Origin of the sequence: Erwinia sp. JH02, assembly GCF_013074405.1 — a bacterium.
Lineage (GTDB): Bacteria > Pseudomonadota > Gammaproteobacteria > Enterobacterales > Enterobacteriaceae > Erwinia > Erwinia rhapontici.
The window spans coordinates 443,109-460,705 of sequence record NZ_JABANZ010000006.1 but is presented as its reverse complement, the minus strand read 5'-3'; the positions used below and the strand labels follow the sequence as shown (position 1 = coordinate 460,705).

Here is a 17,597-nt window from a genome sequence, read left to right as displayed (position 1 = left end):
TCTGAATTTTCCATCTTCAATACCGGTTAGAAATTTTATGGTGTATGTTGACATCATATAAGATATGACGAGCGAAATGAGCATAACGTATTGCCACTCTAAAAGACAACTACTCTCAATACGCTCCTATAACCACTACCAGAGCAGAGAGAAGCCTAACGTCATTTAAAGAAGCATATTGTCAGCTTCCAGATTAACAGGTACGTTCTAATGTCTGCTCCTCGCTCGGAGCGGACCTTCAGCGCCACGTGTTTGTCTGCTGTGTGCCAGGAGCGGACGTTAATGCTCTGAATGAATACCGGAGCTGCTCAGCTCAGTATTAGGATGTGATAAAGGAGCCAGTTTCGGTTCCAGTATCATTTTGGCAACCCATATGGCGGATGAAATAGTCAGTTCCAGTATTCGTATTTCGCCGTTATAACGGCTTTATATTTGTCCACATCCTGTTTACCCGTCCGATCGACTGGGACAATCATGATGTTCATATTGGCGCGTGTGCATTCTCCATGCGAGTTCCACTCCTCGCACGTGGACAGGTTTTTTTCGATGGTGAAATAGGTCTGGGTCTTGCTCAGGGTCAGCTCACGGCCCTCGTTATCATAGGTATACTCTTCTATGGTTGAGGGGGACTGGGTTTTGATCAGGCGATGATTGTCATCATAGCTGTATACAATCGTATTGTTATCTATCGGCAAACTTCCTTTGCTTACCATCCTTGCCAGCAACCCTGATGAATTGAAAACGTAATCTATTTTGCTCACTGTGGTTTTGTCTTTATCTTCTGCTTTTGTGGCCGCGATAGTCGAGCGTGTAACTGCGTGGCTGATTAATCCTTTATTGTTAAGCAGGTACATTCCCTCCAGAGTCTGCTGGTACAGCTGTGTGGTCTTCTTACTGTTGTGATCGACTATGACCCCGTTTGCATCCATCTGGATGCGCCAGCCAAAGTCCGTTCTGTTCAGCTGAATTTCATTGGTAGCCGTGAATACTGCTTTCGGGCCTCTTGAGGTTTTGACCTCTTTTACACTGCCGCCAATTAGCTCACCGCACTGACTGAAGTTGCCTTGAACCGATGCACGAAGATACCCATTAGGACTATCAATAGTCATTTCAACCGATTTGGGGATTTCTGTTCTTGTCTGCTGGCTCATGAGAATGAAGTTGTTCAGTTTGTTTTTAGCGATGGTTTCCGCTGTGCATTGTGCTGCATAAGTCTGGAACGTGCAGAGGGATAAGAGAGTAATAAACAGATTTTTATTATTGAAAAGCATTATTTGTTGTCCTCAGGAACCGATCAATTATCTGAATGAACCATTTAGCTTGCCAGGAAAGAGGGCCTTTTCTATGGACAGGTCGAAATCGAGGATCGCCTCATCTGTATGTAGCAGCACAGGAAACTGTGCCTTTAGGCTCAACAATCGGCACGTCTTCCCAACACGGATGAAACAATGCACGATTCCAGTCCGGCCTGAGACGACCACGTTTTTTAAAGCGCTCACCATTACATGCAAGCCTGTTGCGCGTGTGATTCGACTCACTTGTCAATCAATGGCTTCACTGTAATCTGGCGACATGCTTTGTACAAGAACGTCTGCACCTCGCTCACAGCTGACCTTCCTCTACTTGCGTCCGCTCGCTCAGTGCCAGGAGCAGACCTTAGCGCGTGGAATAAGTATGGATATTATACAAAATCCGGGTAACCGACAGGTTGCCCGGGAAACGAAGCTAAAGCGGCACAACGTTTTCCACGACATGCTGGAAAACGTAGGGATCGGAAAGTAGTTCAAATTCTTCGTCACCTGGGTAAGTCACCGCGACGTGATAACTTTCTCCGGCAAATGTCTTAACCGATTGCAGATCTTGCCAGTAGTAACTCAAACACTAATTATTAGGATCAGCCAGCTTCCTCTTACTCCCCCGCCCCTCACCTCCTGAATTTTCCCCCTGGCCCTTCCGCCCCATGATAAGGTTGAAATCACGCAAACTGTCACAGGATAAACAGGCAAAAAATGGGTGAAAACGCGATACATGAGTGGCACAGCAACGCTTACCTGATCAGTACCGACAGCGAAAAGTTAGACGCGGTGGCAATACACCAGTATCTGACCCGATCAACGTGGGCTGCCGGAATCGATAAAGATACCGTGACGAACGCGATCCGTCACAGCCTTAACTTTGGCCTTTATCACCATGGGGTGCAGGTGGGGTTTGCCCGCCTTATTACGGATTACGCCACCTTTGCCTACCTGTGCGACGTCTACGTGCTGGAAGAACATCAGGGCCAGGGGCTGGCAAAATGGCTGATGCAATCCATCCACAGTCACCCGGTTTTTGTCCGGCTCCGCAGGATCACGCTGTTCACCACCACCGCGCCCTGGCTGTATGAAAAGTTCGGTTATGAGCCTGTCAATAAACCGAATTATGCATGGGCGATAACCCGGCCTGATATCTATCGTGTCAAAGCGCAGTAACCCCTCGTCCACAGAAAAATGGACGGGTATCAAAAGCGCGGCTTCTGATCGAGAGAGAAATGCTGCCCGTGAAAAAACTGGCCGCAGAATGCGGCTTTTCCGGGCCGGACGTGATGCGGCGTGTTTTCAGTTGGCTGACTGGCGTCACGCCTGCGGTTTACCGGAAAATAATAAGACGGAAATAACAGACGTTGCGCACGCGACGGGTACAACAATCGCCTGCTACAGGACTTCAACCCGCTCGAATTCTTCTGCAACCAGCTCCATATCCTCCTGGTATGTGCCCTCTCTTGAGAAAAATGCTTTATGCTCTGTCCTCCAGTATTTCAGGCTGAGATCCCCCTCGCCCTCCTTCCTTACAAGGTCTTCATCGACATCGCAGAAGCGAACGATACACAGCGAAATAGTCCTGATGACGCATACCGGTTCGTCTCTGCCGTTAAGGATGATGCTGTAACCGCCAATGGTGGGTGCTCCCTCTTCGTTTTTGAACGACGAAAGCGATCCACAGGTGGCCGTTTTCACGCCTTTGATGACCAGTTCAGCCAGTTCATCTGCCATTTCTGGCGAGTCCCCAAATGCCCATGCGATCGCGCCCGGGTACTTAACGGTTAATTGTTCAATCATGCTCATCACTAAATCCTTTTTAAACAGATTTTTGAGTCTACATTAGCCAGCATCAGCCCCTCACAATCAAGACCTGACATGAATGTTTACGATGGGGCCGTTCAATATTACAGGTGACCCATGCCTTGGCGGTGTTACCCTCCACTACGGATCCCATCCTCCCCAAAACGAATGCGCCGATGGCTGATATGATCAATCAGCGCTTCATCGTGGCTGACCACCAGCAGCGCACAGTTCTGCTCTGCGGCGACCTCGACTAACAGCTCAATGGTCTGTTGCTGGGTCAGCAGATCCAGCCGCGAGGTGGGTTCATCGGCAAACAGAAACACCGGGTCGAGCAACAGCACGCGCAGCAGGGCAAAACGCTGCAGCTCACCGCCGGAAATCTCACCAGGATAACGGTCCAGCAGCAGCGGGCGCAGCTTCAGTCGTTCCATCAGAGGCGCAATGCGTGCGCCGTCTAGGCGATGACGTTTCACCACATCACTTAATGCCTCACGCAGCGTGACACGCGGCGCAAAAGCAGACGGCGGATCCTGGAAAATCTTCTGGTACTTCACCGCGGCTAACTGGCGGTCACGCACCACGTCTCCACTGTCAGCGGCCAGCAGCCCGAGCAGGATATCGCCGAAGCTGCTCTTACCGCAGCCGCTGGGGCCAGTAATGCCAATCACCTCCCCGGCATGGACGCGCAGCGACTGGTCGCTGAACAACTGACGGCCTCCGCGCGTGATACTGAGGTTATGGGCTTCCAGCACCACGTCACGCGCGTGTGCAGCAGGTAAACGTGCGGCCCAGCGAGCCGGATCGGCAGCCAGCAACGCCTGGGTATAAGGATGCTGCGGCTGCGTCAGCACCTGCTCTGCACTGCCACGCTCGATGATTTCACCGCGCAGCATGACGGCCACTTCACCGCCGATCTGGCGGGCCAGTTCAATATCATGGGTGATGGTCAGCAACCCGCCGCCTGCGCGCACTTCCTGCAACAGCAAGGCGATCACTTCATCGCGCCGCGCCACATCCAGCCCTTTGGTCGGTTCATCGGCGACAATAATGTTCGCCCCACCGGCCCGCGCCGCGGCAAAGGCCACCCGCTGGGCCATCCCGCCGGACAGTGCCTGCGGCAGGCGGTCGGCTGCGGCGGACACGCCCAGCGCATCCAGATCGCGCAGGGCGGCCTCGCGGGCAGGTCGCGCTTTCATGCCACGCAGAAAGCGGTAGCTCTCGGCCACCTGCTCGCCTGCACGCATGGTCGGGTCCAGCGCCAGCCACGGCTCCTGCGGCAGAATGCCCAGCCGATGCCCCCAGAAGGCACGCGCCGGATGGAAAGCCAGCGGCAATGCCTGACCATCAACGTGCAGCGTACCGCTGGCCTTCAGTCCGGCGGGCAGCGTGCCGATCACCGCCTGCGCCAGCAGGCTTTTACCCGATCCGGTTTCCCCTAACAGCGTAAATGGCTGCCCGGCACGCAGCGTAAACGACAGCGGCTGCACCGGTAAATCGCCGCCGCTAACGGCCGCCTGTTCAATATCCATCAGGATCATGCTTTCTCCCTGCCTGCCAGCAACAGCAGGCTTAACACCAGTAAAAACACCACCACCACGGGCTGCAACAGCGCATACGGCGCTTCTTCATAATACGGCAGCAGCTCGGTCATCATTAGCCCCAGCTCCGGGGTCGGTGGGCGAACGCCAACGCTGACAAAGCCTAACGCAGCAATCGCCATAATCGCGCTGGCTGCCCCAAAGGCCGCTACGGTCAGCACCACGGGTGCCATCTCCGGCCACAAATGACGGCGGAAAATCAGCCACGGACTCAGGCCCAGCAGACGCGATGCCTGTACGGCGGGTGAGCTCAGCAGCGGGCGTGCAATGGCACGACTGATACGGAAATACTCCACCCACAGCAGCAGGGAAATCCCGACATACAGCATCACGGCCGAGTCAGGCACCAACGCGGTGAGCAGCAGCACCAGCAGCAGGCCGGGCAACGCCAGAAACGCATCGGCCAGCAGTGAGACGCCACGATCCACCCCCCCCCGCGCCAGGCTGCCAGCACGCCCAGTAGAATGCCGGGGATCATCGCACTCAGCACGCTGACAAAGGCCAGCCCCAGCGACAGACGGATCGCCGCTGTCAGACGGGCAAACAGGGAGCGCCCCAGATGGTCATAACCGAAGGGGGCACTGAGGTCAGGCCATTGCAGTGCCAGCATCAACTTCTGCCGCACCGGGTCCTGCGGCCACAGCAGCGGCAGCACAAAAGCAAACACCACCAACAGCAGTAACAGTGCTGCCCCGGTCCGTTGCGCCAGCGAACTGCGGCGCACTATCGTCATCATCATGCATTTTTCCTTCGCGGATCGAGCCAGTAACACAGCCCGTCACTGAGTGCGTTGAGCAGCACAAACATCAGCCCCATAACCAGTGCCGTACCCTGAATCATCGGCACATCGCGGGCAAAAATCGCATGCACCAGTGCATGACCAATGCCCGGCCAGGCGAACAGCGTCTCCACCACGATCACGCCTTCAATCAGGTAGATAAACTGAACGCTGAGGTACGTCACCAGCGGCACGCTGACGTTGCGCAGACCGTGCCGCCAGAACAGCGTGCCCTCTTTCAGCCCTTTGGTGCGGCCAAACTGATACCAGGCCGAGTCAGTCACCTGGCGCATGGCGTTGCGCGCCACCCGGCTGGACACCGCAGCCAACCCGAGGGCCAGCGTCAGGGCAGGCAGCAGCACATGCTGCACATCGCCATAGCCGGCCGCAGGTAGCAGGCCCAGGTTGAGCGCAAAGATCACCACCAGAATCAGCCCGAGCACAAAGTGCGGCAGCGCACGCAGCGTGGTGGAGATCGCCAGCAGCGCGCGATCCAGCTTCCCACCGGGGGACAACCCGGCCAGAATGCCGAGCGGCGGGCCGAGCAGCAGTGACAGTAGCAGCGCCACGGCCGCCAGCAGCAGGGTCTGCCCCAGCTGATGACCTATCTCTTCCATCACCGGCGCACCGGACACCAGCGAGTTACCGGGATTGAAGTGCAGCAGTTGCACAAACCAGTCTGCCAGCGCCTGCCAGGCCGGGCGATCCAGCCCCAGCTCTTGCTGAACCGCGCTGGCCGCCGCCGCATCAACGCGGTCATAACCGTAACGCCCCGCCGCAATACGGTAGGCAATATCCCCCGGCAGCGAGCGCATCAGCACAAAGGTCAGGCCGCCGACCAGCAGCGCCACCAGTCCGGCCTGCAACAAGCGGTAGCCCAGCATCCGTATCATTCAGCCCACCTCATTTTTTCCAGTCCGAAGGTGCGCTCAAACGGGTCAAGGGTGGCACCACTCAGACGTTTAGACACGGCCGCGGTCTGCTGATACCAGGCCACCGGAATGGTGGGCAGATCGGTTTGCAGAATGCGCGTTAACTGCTGACGTTCTGCCTGGCTTTTCGCCGGGTCGCGGCCCTGCACCAGGTCGGCCAGGGTCTGATTGAACGTGGCGTTGCTCCAGTTCATTGCCCCCCACTCTCCGCCCTGAGGTGGATAATCCTGCAACAGCGTACCCAGTGGATCTGGCGTCAGCGCAAAGTTACGTGCCACCAGCGCCAGCTCCAGCGTGCCGTCATGATGCTTCGCGGCAATTTCCCCGGAGTTGGTCGAGTTGATCGCCACCTGCACGCCGACTTCACGCAGCTGCTGCTGGATGGCCGCCGCGATCAGTGGCAGCTCCGGGCGGTCAGGATAGGTGGTCAGCGTCAGGGAGAATGGCTTGCCGTTACGTTGCAGCACGCCGTCTGCTCCCGGTTTCCAGCCAAGCTCCGCCAGCAGCGCCTGGGCCTGCTGCGGCTGATTCGCCAGAGGCGTCAGGCTGGCGTTATGCCACTGCGCCACGGAAGGGGGAAACAGCTGATCGGCTGCCGCCGGATAACGCAGAATGGCGCGTGCAATGCCCTGACGATCGAGCGCCATGCTCAGCGCCTGGCGCACACGCACATCATTCAGCAGCGGATGCCCGGCATTCACTTTCAGCAGGACGCTGCGCGGGATCGAGACTGACAGCAACTGCACGTTGCGGTTGTTTTTCAGACGGCTGCGGCTGGCAGGATCGAGATTCAGCACCATATCGGCATTGCCACTTTCAGCCAGCAGGGCACGGGTTTCCGCGCGACCCACGGCCATGTAGCTGGCCTGCTCAATGGCAGGGGCTTTGCCCCAGTAGTCGTGGAAACGGGTCACGGTCAGCTTCTGCGGTGCCTGCAAGGAGGTCATCCGGTACGGGCCGCTACCGATAATCTGCACGACTTTGTGCGCGGCATCGTAAGAAGCAGGCGCCAGGATCTGAGCACGGTTTTCCGCCAGCATACTGAGCAGCGGCGTAAACGGCTGGCTGAGCGCAATCACTACCTGCCCTGCTTCGGCGCGGATGGCGGTGACCGGAGCTTTATCCAGCAGGCCGGGTTTACTGCGTGAGACTTCCAGCGCATTCACCACACTCTCAGCAGTCAGCGGACTGCCATCATGGAATTTCACGCCAGGACGCAGGGTAAAGCGCCACAGCAGACCATCGTCGGACACCGTCCAGCTGGTCGCCAGGCCAGGCAGCGGCTGCCCGGCGGTATCCGCGTTGACGAGGGTTTCGACAATCGACATTTTCAGGAAAATATCGCCGGAAAGCGTCGGGTCTGTACCTTTGATTTCGAAGGGGGCGACCAGCGCGGCGACCCGCTCAGGGGCGGCACTGGCTGGGGCAGCAATGGCCGCCAGCATCAGGGCCAGCAGCGGTGAGCGTAAAAATTTGTGCATCCGTTATCAATCCTTTATCCAGAGAAAGGGAACAACGCAGGCTGACGCCCGCGCTGCGGATGATAACTGTTACTTTATAACATTACAATTAGCAATCTGTAGTTACAATTCCCCGTATTTAACGGGGGATTCTGTGTACCTGGAGATAACGCCTGCCACGGGACGACCGAAAAAAGGTCATCCACTGAGGGATCCCCAGCCATTTTTGTCGCTGGCAGTCTGGCTTCAGGGCTGAGGCCCGTTTGAGCACGCCGGAACGGCAACGGCCGCATCCCTGCGGGCCTCGGCACGCGACGTCCTGTCGCGTGACGTCCGGCTTACCTCAAACGGGCCCCATCCCCGCAAGATAGCGCTCGCTGTAAATTTTAAAACCCCGACTGCATGGCGATCTTTCGTAGGGGGCGATCATCTTTTCCGATCGCCCCGTAACTCCGGATTGGCGTCCTGCTCAACATTACGGGCAAGACGGTATCTACGCGCCCTGAGTTGTTTTCGGGTTGGGTGTTGACCTGGGTTTTGAGGTTGAGGCGGCATTCAGCAGCGCTGAGGAAGCACAGTGAACCAGGACGAACAGCCAGGACGGCGGTGAGAGGGAGAGCCGGCACAGGGATGTGCCGTCACGACCGGTGCGTCGGTGAACGACGCTTGCGAAGGCACCCGCTGAAAGCGGGCGATGCGCCAGCCGCAAGCCCGGGTCCCCAGGGTGGGGGCGACTGCCCACCCTGGGTCGCTCAGCCCGCGCAGCGGGAAAGCGAAACGCCCTTGACGTTGACCTGGACAATCGCGCACGTCCACTACGGTTTGAGGTGACCCGGATTCAACGTCTCAGATGTATATCTGCCCTCAGCGTCACTCTCCAGCGGCCTGACCTGCGCAGTCATCACCCCCTGCCCTTCGCCATATTTATGCTGTAAGGCCCGCTGCATTTCATGCAGGATTTCGCCATCCAGCTTGTAGTGACGCAGGTAGATCCACAGCGTGAGAACAAAGAACACCAGCGGCAGGCCAATCATAATCCCCTGCATCCCCATGATGGTGCTGGCTGACTGCTGCGCCCCCGGAACATACCCCACCACACCCAGCATCACGCCAATCAGCAGCCCGGCAAACGCGGCACCGGCTTTTACCACCATGGTTTGCACCGAGAAGGCGATACTTTCAATGCGAACGCCCAGCGCGTAGTCGCCATAATCCACGGTATCCGCGACCATAATCACCAGCATCACCCAGAAGAAAGCCCCGCCAATGTTAACCAGAATCCCGGACAGCGAAATCAGCGTGGCGCTCTGCGGCGCATACATGCCCACCACCAGCAGCAGCAGACAGCTCATCACCGGCAGCACCGAGGCGCTAATCCAGATCGCCCGCCGTGAGAAGCGCGCCACCAGTTTCGGGAAGCAGAGGATGGCGATCAGGTTGGCGATCCCGGCATACATCATGTACCACGGGAACAGCTCTGCCCGGCCCACCACATAGGTGAAGTAGTAGATGGCAAATGCGGTAATCACGTTATGTGCCAGATTCCAGGCCAGCGCCATCAGCAGCAGCGCAAACAAGGGGCGGTTGCGGAAAATCATGCTGAGTACGGCTTTAATGGTGGTCTGCTCTGGCGCATTCGGCACGGCAGAGGAAGAGTATTTCTCTTCGATATTACGCAGCGTGATGATCGCAGAGAGGATAAAAAACACCACCAGGATCAGCGAGAACAGCATGAACCCCTGCCCTTTGTTGCCGTCACCCAGGTAGTTCACCAGCGGCAGACCGATCACCCCGGTGGTGTAACCCGCCAGACTGGCGAAGAAACGCGGCCACGGGATCAGCGCTTCACGTTCCCGTTTGTCGAGGGTAATGCAGGGCACCAGCGACCAGAACGGCACGTCCATCAGGGTATAGGTAAAGCCCCACAGCAGGTAGGTCGCCCAAATCCACGCAATCAGCGCACCGCCCTCGAAGTTATGCGCACAGAAAACGGAGACCAGCACCACCGAATTGCTCAGCGTACCAATCAATATCCAGGGTTTAAACTTGCCCCAGCGGGTGCGGGTGCGCTCAACAATCCAGCCCATCACCGGGTCAAAGAAGGCATCAAGAATGCGCGCCACCAGGAACAGTGAGGCCACCATACTGACCGATACCCCAACCACATCGGTGTAGTAGTACATCAGATACATATAGATAATGCCGATGGCAAAATCCTTACCGAATGCCCCCAGCCCGTAGCTGATTTTTGTTTTTACCGAAACTGTCATCGTGATTAATCCCTGCCAGTGTCATCGTAAATGGCGGCCATAAGTGGCCGCCACGAGCCAAAGCGCTGTACCCGTTTCAGGGATTAACGGTAAGTGGGTAACCAGTCACCGTGAGCGGCGATCAGTTCGTCGCACAGCTTCACCGTGTCATCAATCGACAGTTCAGCAGAGGTGTGCGGGTCAAGCAGCGCAGCATGGTAGATATGCTCTTTTTTATGGCTGATCGCGGCCTCAATGGTCAGCAGCTGGCTATTAATATTGGTGCGGTTAAGCGCCGCCAGCTGTGGCGGCAGGTCGCCGACATAACATGGCGTCACACCCTGACCATCCACCAGACACGGCACCTCTACGCAAGCCTGGGACGGCAGGTTGGTGATCAGCCCGTGATTCAGAACGTTGCCGCCAATCTTATACGGCACATCGGTTTCCATCGCTTCAATCATCCACGACGCGTACTCGTGGCTGCGCGTATGGCTGAGGTTCTCGTTTTGCGTCAGCTTATCGCGCTGCTGATGCCAGCGGTCGATCTGCTCAATACAGCGACGCGGATATTCATCCAGCGGAATATTAAAACGCTCAATCAGCTCGGGATAGTTGCGCTTGATCCAGTACGGCATATATTCCGCATTATGTTCGGAGGACTCGGTGACGTAATAGCCAAAGACGCGCATGATTTCGTGACGTACCATATCGTCATGTTTATCCGACAGGGCCAACGCGCGGCGTTTGATCTCCGGGTAAATGTCTTCGCCATCACGGGTAATATTGAGCAACCACGCCATATGGTTGATACCGGCAATCTGCCATTTCACACCGTCCATCGACATATCAACGGACTTCAGCAGTGTCTCAGCACAAACCTGCACGCTGTGGCACAGGCCAACGGTTTTAATCCCCGTGTGTTGCAGCATGGCACCGGTCAGCGACGCCATCGGGTTGGTGTAGTTCAGCAGCCAGGCATCCGGGCACACCGCTTCCATATCACGGGCGAAATCCAGCATCACCGGAATGGTGCGTAATGCACGGAAAATCCCGCCAATACCGAGAGTATCGGCAATGGTCTGGCGCAGTCCGTACTTTTTTGCGATCTCAAAATCAGTAATGGTGCAGGGATCGTAGCCGCCGACCTGGATGGCGTTAATCACATAGCTGGCCCCCTGCAACGCATGGCGGCGCTGCTCCACGCCGGCGTATTTCTCAATGCGAGCTTTGCCCTGGCACAGATTGGCATTGAGATTATTCAGCATCAGCCAGGAGTCATTAAGCCGTTCAGCGTCAATGTCATACAGGGCGATATCCACCTGCTGCAACGCGGGCGTTGCCAGAATATCCCCCAGTACATTCTTCGCAAATACCGTACTGCCTGCCCCGAGAAACGTAATTTTCATTGTTGTGCCCTTTTGAATCCATGAGGTGAAGTTGCACTCACTTTAGGCAGCAGGCGCACGGCTGCCTATGTCATTTTTTGACATTGATATGGTGAAAAACGACCGCCAAATCGAACTGTGATCTGGCTCGCTAATTACCGTCCCCGACGAGCAAAATAACGGTGCAATGTCACAACCCGGGTTTATTTCACGCAACCAGCTGACGATTCACTGCTGTAATAAGCTGAAAAATAAAAGGAAGATGCCATGCAGAAAGATATTCACCCCGATGACATTGCCCAGTTTGGTCTGAACATTTATCAGTACGGGCATGAAGTCTGCGCCAGCCAGCACAGCTATGGCCCCGCAGTGCGCCAGCACTATCTTTTACATTATGTGATACGCGGCGGCGGGACGCTGTTTAGCGGCGATCGGCGCTGGCCCGTGCGTCAGGGGGAGGCGTTTCTTATCCATCCGCATGAGATCACCACCTACACCGCCGATAAACAGCGGCCATGGGAATATATGTGGGTGGAACTGGATGGATTGATTGCGTTGAGAAGCCTGGAAAAATGCGGGTTACGCCGTGACATGCCATTGTATCGGCCAAAAGAGACGCTTTCTCCCTGCCCTGCCTACCCCTATTTGCAACAACTGGTGGCACAGGACCCGGTACATTCGCTGCGTATCGCCGGGTTAACCTGCCTGTTTCTTGATGCATTAATCGCCAACGCGCACCACGAGGACGGTGAGGAAACCCGTTGCGGAAATAAACACCTGGACAGTGCCATTCAGTTTATTGAACGCCACTACCACCGTAATCTCGCGATTGGCGAGGTGGCAGACCACTGCAATATTGACCGCAGCTATCTCAGCCGCCTGTTTCAGCAGCAGTTCGGCTATGGTCCGAAACAGTATCTGTTGTTGCTGCGGATGGAGGTGGCCACTTCGCTGCTCTCTGACCCCAGCCTGCCAATAAAAGTAATAGCCTATTCACTGGGTTACACCAGTCAGATGCAGTTTGCCAAGGTATTTCAGCAACATTTTCACTGCTCCCCTACGCAGTGGCGGCGCGAGAAAGCCCGCCCGGCCTGATGGGTGGCTGAGATTCTGCCATACTCTGTGGCACTGCCCGGCTACGGGCCGGATTCTCATCACCGTGAGGCGCCCGATGAATACTGAACTCAGCCCATCCCCTGCCTACGGCCAACTGCACAGCGCCCTGCTGGAACAACGTTCCCGGGTGCAGTCAGCAGAGGTAATTCATACCATTAATCGTGCATTACTGGCCGGAGAACGGGTCAGTGCAGCGTTTTATGACCTCAGCCAGCTTAAGCTCCTGCAACAGCGAAAAATTTTGCCGCTGATCACCCCGGAAACCGAAGATGAAGTGGCCGCTTTTATTGCTGCGCTTAACCCAGTGGTTCCTGCCGCGCTGGTGAATGAAGCCCAGTTTTGTGAGCTGCAGCAGCGTGTCAGCCATCTGAGTGAGCACTTTCGCTGGCAGCATGCCAGCCTGCCGCTGGTGCAGAATGCGCTGTTTGTCCGCACCTGGCACCACTGGCAGCAAACGCTGGAGACCCTGTTCAGCGCGGGCGATAATGCCGCGGTGTTTACCCGGCTTGAGCAGGTATTGAATGATTCCAGCGGTAAGATCCCGGTGCTGGGTGAAGCGCGTGAACTGTACCGGGCGCTGGAAGGATTACTGGTGAGTTGCCGCCAGAAGGCGGAAGAAAGCAGCGGCGAGCAGGATGCACTGGCGGGATATGTTGCCGCCGCCGACATCGCCACCCGGGGGATTATCACCTTTGGTGCCACTGCTGAGGCGGTATTACGCGGCCGCCCGCTTCCCACGGAGGCACAGCTGAAAACCCGCATTAAAGAGCATCACACCAGCGTCACCGAGCGCATGCATCCGTGGTTTTCAACCGTGTAGTCAGCCCGCTATTATTCGATAAAAGTGGCAAGCGGAATGCTGAACCGTTTCGCCAGCGCTCTCATATGTTCCAGCGTTAAGGCCCGCTGGCCACTCATGATCATACTCACCAGCGAGCGGCTGCCAATCTCCTGTTGGAAGCTGCTCTGGTTCAGGCCATGCTGATCCATTAAAACCCGCAGTACTGACAGCTCGCGCGGTGTTGCATCAATACGCGCATTAAAATCCGCGAATGCCGGTGCAACATTTTCCCAGGCGGAAATTTTCTTCGCCAGAATATCGATCAGTGGATTTTCATCATCGTGATCGATCAGGTACTCCACCAGCACCAGTGCCTCTTCATAGTCATGTGTGGTTGCTTGACGACCAAGGAAAGGAATCGCATGAATCAGTGCAGCACTGGCACTGAGTGCGGTATGAAATTTTTTTTCTGCAACCCTCATTCCGGGTGCCTCCGATAGTAGTCCGTTAACCTGTCGTATTCATCGTGCGTAACAATATGCTTAATAAATACATTTTGTGTCTCAAACTTGATATAGGTAATGATGCGCAGGTGGTTCCCTGCGGCATTGATGACCCACCATTTACGCCGATACTTGAATCTGTCCAGTGAGGCAAACTGGGCTTTCAACTGCTCAGGTGTAATGTAATCCCTTGAGTTCAGTACCCTCCAGATATCATCAAGCGAGAGTGCTGCGTTCGGATAGCAGCGGGCAGCCTCGATAAACGGTCGTCTTGAGATAACATGCATAGATCCCTCTTCGTTATCATGGTTGCAAAGTATACAGACATCCCTTCATGGTCACAATATGTGAACAATTATTTTATCGCAGACCGCTTTATCTGGCTATTTGCTGACGGCGATTTTGCGAGGCACTATTTGTAAATCAGCGCCTCAGGCGCTACTCTGGCGGCGGTTTCCACTGAAAATGATGGATATAGATTCACTATGCCAGCCCCCGTCAAACGTAAAAACGATCCGGAAGGGTTAAAGAAACGCATCCTTGCCAGCGCCCTCACCACCTTTGCTGAATTCGGCTTGCAGGGTGCACGTATGGAGCAGATTGCCGAGGATGCACAGACCACCAAGCGAATGGTGGTGTATCACTTCACTAATAAAGAGCAGCTGTATATCGAGGTTCTGCACCTGGTGTATCGCGAGATCCGCCAGCATGAGACCGGCCTGAATCTGGCCGAGATGTCACCAGGCCTGGCCATTGCCCGCCTGGCGGAAGCCAGCTTCGATTATCACATTTCGCATCCCGATTTTATGCGGCTGATCTGCAGTGAGAACCTGATGCGTGGCCGCTATATTCGCCAGTCAGAGACGATAAAAACGCTGAACCAAAGCGCGCTGGATGTACTGGATGCGGTACTGATACGCGGAAAACAGAGCGGTGAGTTTGATCCGCATGTCACCACCGTGGACGTTCACCGCCTGATCAGCAGCATCAGCTTCCACAACGTCGGCAACCATTACACCTTCCATACGCTGTTTGGCGGCAATGAAACCGAACAGCAGAGCCTGGCGCGTAACCGCCGGTTAGTGGTGGATGCCACGCTGCGTTATCTGCGCCCTGAGCACTAATCTCTACAGCCCATTTAAATCGGTACAACTCACAATTACCCCGCTATGCCCTGAGGTATCCCCACAAAAATGAATGGCTGATCATTCGGCTTCAGGTCTGAGGCCAGTTTGAGCACGCCGGATCGGCAACTGCCGCATCCATGCGGGCCTCGGCACGCGGCGTCCCTGCCGCGTGACGTCCGGCTTACCTCAAACTGGCCCCATCCCCGCAGAACGTCTGCTCGCTGTGGGTATTACAACCCCCACCATGTGACAGTCTCTGCGGATTGATTTGAATCAGGATTAAAGAAGGTGGCTGCCAATAATGCAGGTCTTGTTTTGTGGGGATCCCTCAGCGCTATGCCCTCATAGCGGGGTTTTTCGTCTACGCTTAGCGTCTGGCTGAACTGCCTGCCATCGCCCTCCATTCACCCGTTATTGTCCTGAACAGGAGCTGTCAATGACTCGCGAAACGACCGACTATTCTCGCCGACAGCCACATCTTTCCCCCCAGCATCCCCTGGTGTGGAACTGAGCACAGAATGCCACGCTGGCATGCCGAAGTGCAGCCGCATATGCATGGGAGAAGCAACCCGATCCTGATGCCCGCTATTACACGCTGAATAAGCTGTGGTGGAACGCTGTATCGTAGGGGTCAGACATGTCTGACCCGGGCGGGGCTTGCCCCGCCCCTACGCATAATCACACGACGTACCGCCCCGTGCCCAGATTAGTTGTATCGTAGGGGTCAGACATGTCTGACCCGGGCGCGGCATGCCCAGCCCCTGCAAAATCAGGCGCCCCTGCTGCTATTTTTCTGGCGCAAACAGCGGCACGGGTTGGCCGCTGATATAGCGTTTGCGTAGTTTCGCCGAGAGATGGTCCATGATCATTACGATCACGACCATGATCAGGGTAATAAACATCACCACATCCCAGTTCCACAGGCGCATATTTTCGGCATACACCAGGCCGATACCGCCAGCGCCGACAAAGCCCAGCACGGCCGCCGAACGGGTATTCGACTCAATCTGATACAGACTCAGCGCCAGAAACGCCGGGAATGACTGGGTGAAAATACCGTAACGGTGTTTTTGCAGGCTGTTGGCCCCCACCGCATTTAACCCGCGTCCTGGTGAACGTTCCACGGCTTCATGCCCTTCGGCATAGAGTTTCCCCAGCAGCCCGACGTCCTGCATGATAATCGCCAGCACCCCTGCCAGCGGCCCCATGCCGACAGCACGCACGAAAATCAGCCCCCAGATTGCCATATCAATTCCGCGCAGGATATCCAGCAGGCGACGAACCACCAGCGCCACCGGACGCAGCACAGGCGTGGCCATCACGTTGCGTGCTGCAAGAAATGACAGCGGTAAGGCCAGCAGTGTGGCGGTGATCGTACCGGCGAAGACAATCGCCAGCGTGATAAAGATCTGGCTGAAATAGTAGGCAAACGGCCAGTTCGCCACGTCATGCCAGACAAACATGCGCATAAAATAGTGCGCCAGCTGGCCTAAGCCAATAGTGAGCTGCTGCCAGCTGATGCCAAACTGGGTGAAGAAAAACACGTAGTAAAGCAGGATGGCTGCCGCAATCAGCCCGATGCGCCTCAGGTAGCTGCGCTGAATGGCAAACAGCGCCTGATGCTGCTGCTTCATGCCTTCCAGCTTGTCACTGCCGATTAATCCCATCATGAGCGGTTTCCTTCCACAACGCGCTGGCGCACCCGCCCGGAGACCATGTCCAGCAGTGAGACCACCACGATAATCAGTATCAGCGTCATACTGACCTGGTCATAACGGTCCAGTTTGATGTTGGTCATCAGCTCCTGGCCGATGCCCCCCGCCCCCACCAGTCCGAGGATCGTGGACTGACGGAAATTCACCTCAAAACGCATAAAACCATACGAGAGAAACACCGGTTTGACCTGCGGCCAGAGCGCGAAACGCATACGCTGCAACGACGATGCACCGCAGGATGCCAGGCCGCGCACCGGTTTATCTGACGCACTTTCAATCGCTTCATAGAACAGTTTGGTCAGGCTGCCAATGGTGTGCAGCGCCAGTGCCAGAAAGCCCGGGATCACACCAATACCAAACGCCATGACAAACATCACTGCCCACGCCAGTTCCGGCATGGTACGCAGGAAAGCCACACAGGTACGAATGGCGAAACTCACGCTGCGCGGTGTCTGGGTGTTGCTGGCAGCGAAAAAGGCCAATACGCCCGCCACCATCACCGATGCCAGGGTCGCGGCCAGCGCCAGTTGCAGTGTTTCCCAAATCAGCGGCAGCTGAATAGGCAGACGATAGCCCCAGTAAGCCAGTGAGCCTTCCGTATGGCTGTCGGCAAACAAGCGTGAGGCGCTCAGCGTGGGCACGGTTTCCGCGAGGTAATCGAAAAAGTGCGGCAACGACACCCAGATGGTGTGCAGATTAAATTCCGCCATCTGGCCGGAGGCGAGGTACAGCACCAGCAGCGTCAGGGACCACAGCAGCGTGTCGCGCTTCTGCTTACCGCGGATCTGCTGGTAATAGCGTTCAAAATCGGGATGTGTCATGCGGATACCTGAGTGAAGGATCGAC

Annotated in this window: 15 protein-coding genes and 3 pseudogenes; 5 read left to right on the top strand and 13 right to left on the bottom strand. The window is 56.1% G+C overall.

Features of this window, described 5'->3' with window-relative positions; all coding sequences use genetic code 11:
* Positions 1-389 precede the first annotated feature (389 nt).
* Together HHI26_RS17680 and HHI26_RS17675 are read right to left on the bottom strand one after the other, a co-directional pair.
* On the bottom strand, positions 390-1,271 hold the full coding sequence (locus HHI26_RS17680) for a hypothetical protein (protein WP_171149431.1): 882 nt from the start codon (positions 1,269-1,271) through the stop codon (positions 390-392).
* Positions 1,272-1,725: 454 nt separating this feature from the next.
* Positions 1,726-1,869, bottom strand: a pseudogene (locus HHI26_RS17675) (hypothetical protein); the annotation flags it as partial.
* Positions 1,870-2,009: 140 nt separating this feature from the next.
* Here HHI26_RS17675 and HHI26_RS17670 point away from each other — a divergent pair.
* Together HHI26_RS17670 and HHI26_RS25690 are read left to right on the top strand one after the other, a co-directional pair.
* Complete coding sequence (locus tag HHI26_RS17670) at positions 2,010-2,471, top strand: GNAT family N-acetyltransferase (protein WP_171149429.1); 462 nt, start codon at positions 2,010-2,012, stop codon at positions 2,469-2,471.
* 35 nt (positions 2,472-2,506) lie between these two features.
* Positions 2,507-2,656: pseudogene (locus tag HHI26_RS25690) on the top strand (AraC family transcriptional regulator); the annotation flags it as partial.
* 37 nt (positions 2,657-2,693) lie between these two features.
* On the opposite strand, the gene HHI26_RS17665 reads toward HHI26_RS25690, so the two are convergent.
* The 7 genes and pseudogenes from HHI26_RS17665 to HHI26_RS17635 all read right to left on the bottom strand — a co-directional run bounded on the left by HHI26_RS17665 (position 2,694) and on the right by HHI26_RS17635 (position 11,530).
* Entirely contained in the window at positions 2,694-3,104 is a 411-nt protein-coding gene (locus HHI26_RS17665; RefSeq protein ID WP_171149428.1) for an ASCH domain-containing protein, read from the bottom strand.
* Positions 3,105-3,232: 128 nt separating this feature from the next.
* Positions 3,233-4,642 carry an ATP-binding cassette domain-containing protein gene (locus HHI26_RS17660; RefSeq protein WP_171149427.1) on the bottom strand — a complete coding sequence of 470 codons (1,410 nt, stop codon included), beginning with the start codon at positions 4,640-4,642 and terminating at the stop codon, positions 3,233-3,235.
* Positions 4,639-5,438: pseudogene (locus tag HHI26_RS17655) on the bottom strand (ABC transporter permease subunit). Before HHI26_RS17655 ends, HHI26_RS17660 begins: the two are co-directional and overlap by 4 nt.
* A complete protein-coding gene (locus HHI26_RS17650) occupies positions 5,438-6,373 on the bottom strand; it encodes an ABC transporter permease (protein WP_133842990.1) in 936 nt (311 codons plus the stop codon). Before HHI26_RS17650 ends, HHI26_RS17655 begins: the two are co-directional and overlap by 1 nt.
* Entirely contained in the window at positions 6,370-7,893 is a 1,524-nt protein-coding gene (locus HHI26_RS17645; RefSeq protein WP_171149426.1) for an ABC transporter substrate-binding protein, read from the bottom strand. Before HHI26_RS17645 ends, HHI26_RS17650 begins: the two co-directional genes overlap by 4 nt.
* A gap of 794 nt (positions 7,894-8,687) precedes the next feature.
* Positions 8,688-10,142, bottom strand: a complete 1,455-nt coding sequence (gene melB, locus HHI26_RS17640; protein WP_167864414.1) for a melibiose:sodium transporter MelB — start codon at positions 10,140-10,142, stop codon at positions 8,688-8,690.
* Between the two features lie 83 nt (positions 10,143-10,225).
* Positions 10,226-11,530, bottom strand: coding sequence for an alpha-glucosidase/alpha-galactosidase (locus HHI26_RS17635; protein ID WP_171149425.1), 1,305 nt, complete (start codon positions 11,528-11,530; stop codon positions 10,226-10,228).
* 246 nt (positions 11,531-11,776) lie between these two features.
* On the opposite strand from HHI26_RS17635, the gene HHI26_RS17630 reads away from it, so the two are divergent.
* Positions 11,777-12,604: an AraC family transcriptional regulator gene (locus HHI26_RS17630; RefSeq protein WP_133842982.1), complete on the top strand. Its 828-nt coding sequence runs from the start codon at positions 11,777-11,779 to the stop codon at positions 12,602-12,604.
* 76 nt (positions 12,605-12,680) lie between these two features.
* The gene (locus HHI26_RS17625; protein ID WP_133842980.1) at positions 12,681-13,445 is read left to right on the top strand and encodes a hypothetical protein; all 765 of its coding nucleotides are present in this window, start codon (positions 12,681-12,683) and stop codon (positions 13,443-13,445) included.
* Between the two features lie 11 nt (positions 13,446-13,456).
* Here the strand turns inward: HHI26_RS17625 and HHI26_RS17620 are convergent, their stop codons facing one another.
* Together HHI26_RS17620 and HHI26_RS17615 are read right to left on the bottom strand one after the other, a co-directional pair.
* On the bottom strand, positions 13,457-13,888 hold the full coding sequence (locus HHI26_RS17620; protein ID WP_133842978.1) for a helix-turn-helix domain-containing protein: 432 nt from the start codon (positions 13,886-13,888) through the stop codon (positions 13,457-13,459).
* Entirely contained in the window at positions 13,885-14,196 is a 312-nt protein-coding gene (locus HHI26_RS17615; RefSeq protein ID WP_133842976.1) for a type II toxin-antitoxin system HigB family toxin, read from the bottom strand. The genes HHI26_RS17620 and HHI26_RS17615 overlap by 4 nt, the downstream gene beginning before the upstream one ends.
* Before the next feature lie 198 nt (positions 14,197-14,394).
* On the opposite strand from HHI26_RS17615, the gene HHI26_RS17610 reads away from it, so the two are divergent.
* Positions 14,395-15,033: a TetR family transcriptional regulator gene (locus tag HHI26_RS17610; RefSeq protein WP_133842974.1), complete on the top strand. Its 639-nt coding sequence runs from the start codon at positions 14,395-14,397 to the stop codon at positions 15,031-15,033.
* 788 nt (positions 15,034-15,821) lie between these two features.
* Here the strand turns inward: HHI26_RS17610 and phnE (HHI26_RS17605) are convergent.
* Positions 15,822-16,706: a phosphonate ABC transporter, permease protein PhnE gene (phnE, locus tag HHI26_RS17605; RefSeq protein WP_171149424.1), complete on the bottom strand. Its 885-nt coding sequence runs from the start codon at positions 16,704-16,706 to the stop codon at positions 15,822-15,824.
* Positions 16,703-17,572 carry a phosphonate ABC transporter, permease protein PhnE gene (gene phnE, locus HHI26_RS17600; protein WP_133842970.1) on the bottom strand — a complete coding sequence of 290 codons (870 nt, stop codon included), beginning with the start codon at positions 17,570-17,572 and terminating at the stop codon, positions 16,703-16,705. Before phnE (HHI26_RS17600) ends, phnE (HHI26_RS17605) begins: the two co-directional genes overlap by 4 nt.
* Positions 17,573-17,597: the final 25 nt, after the last annotated feature.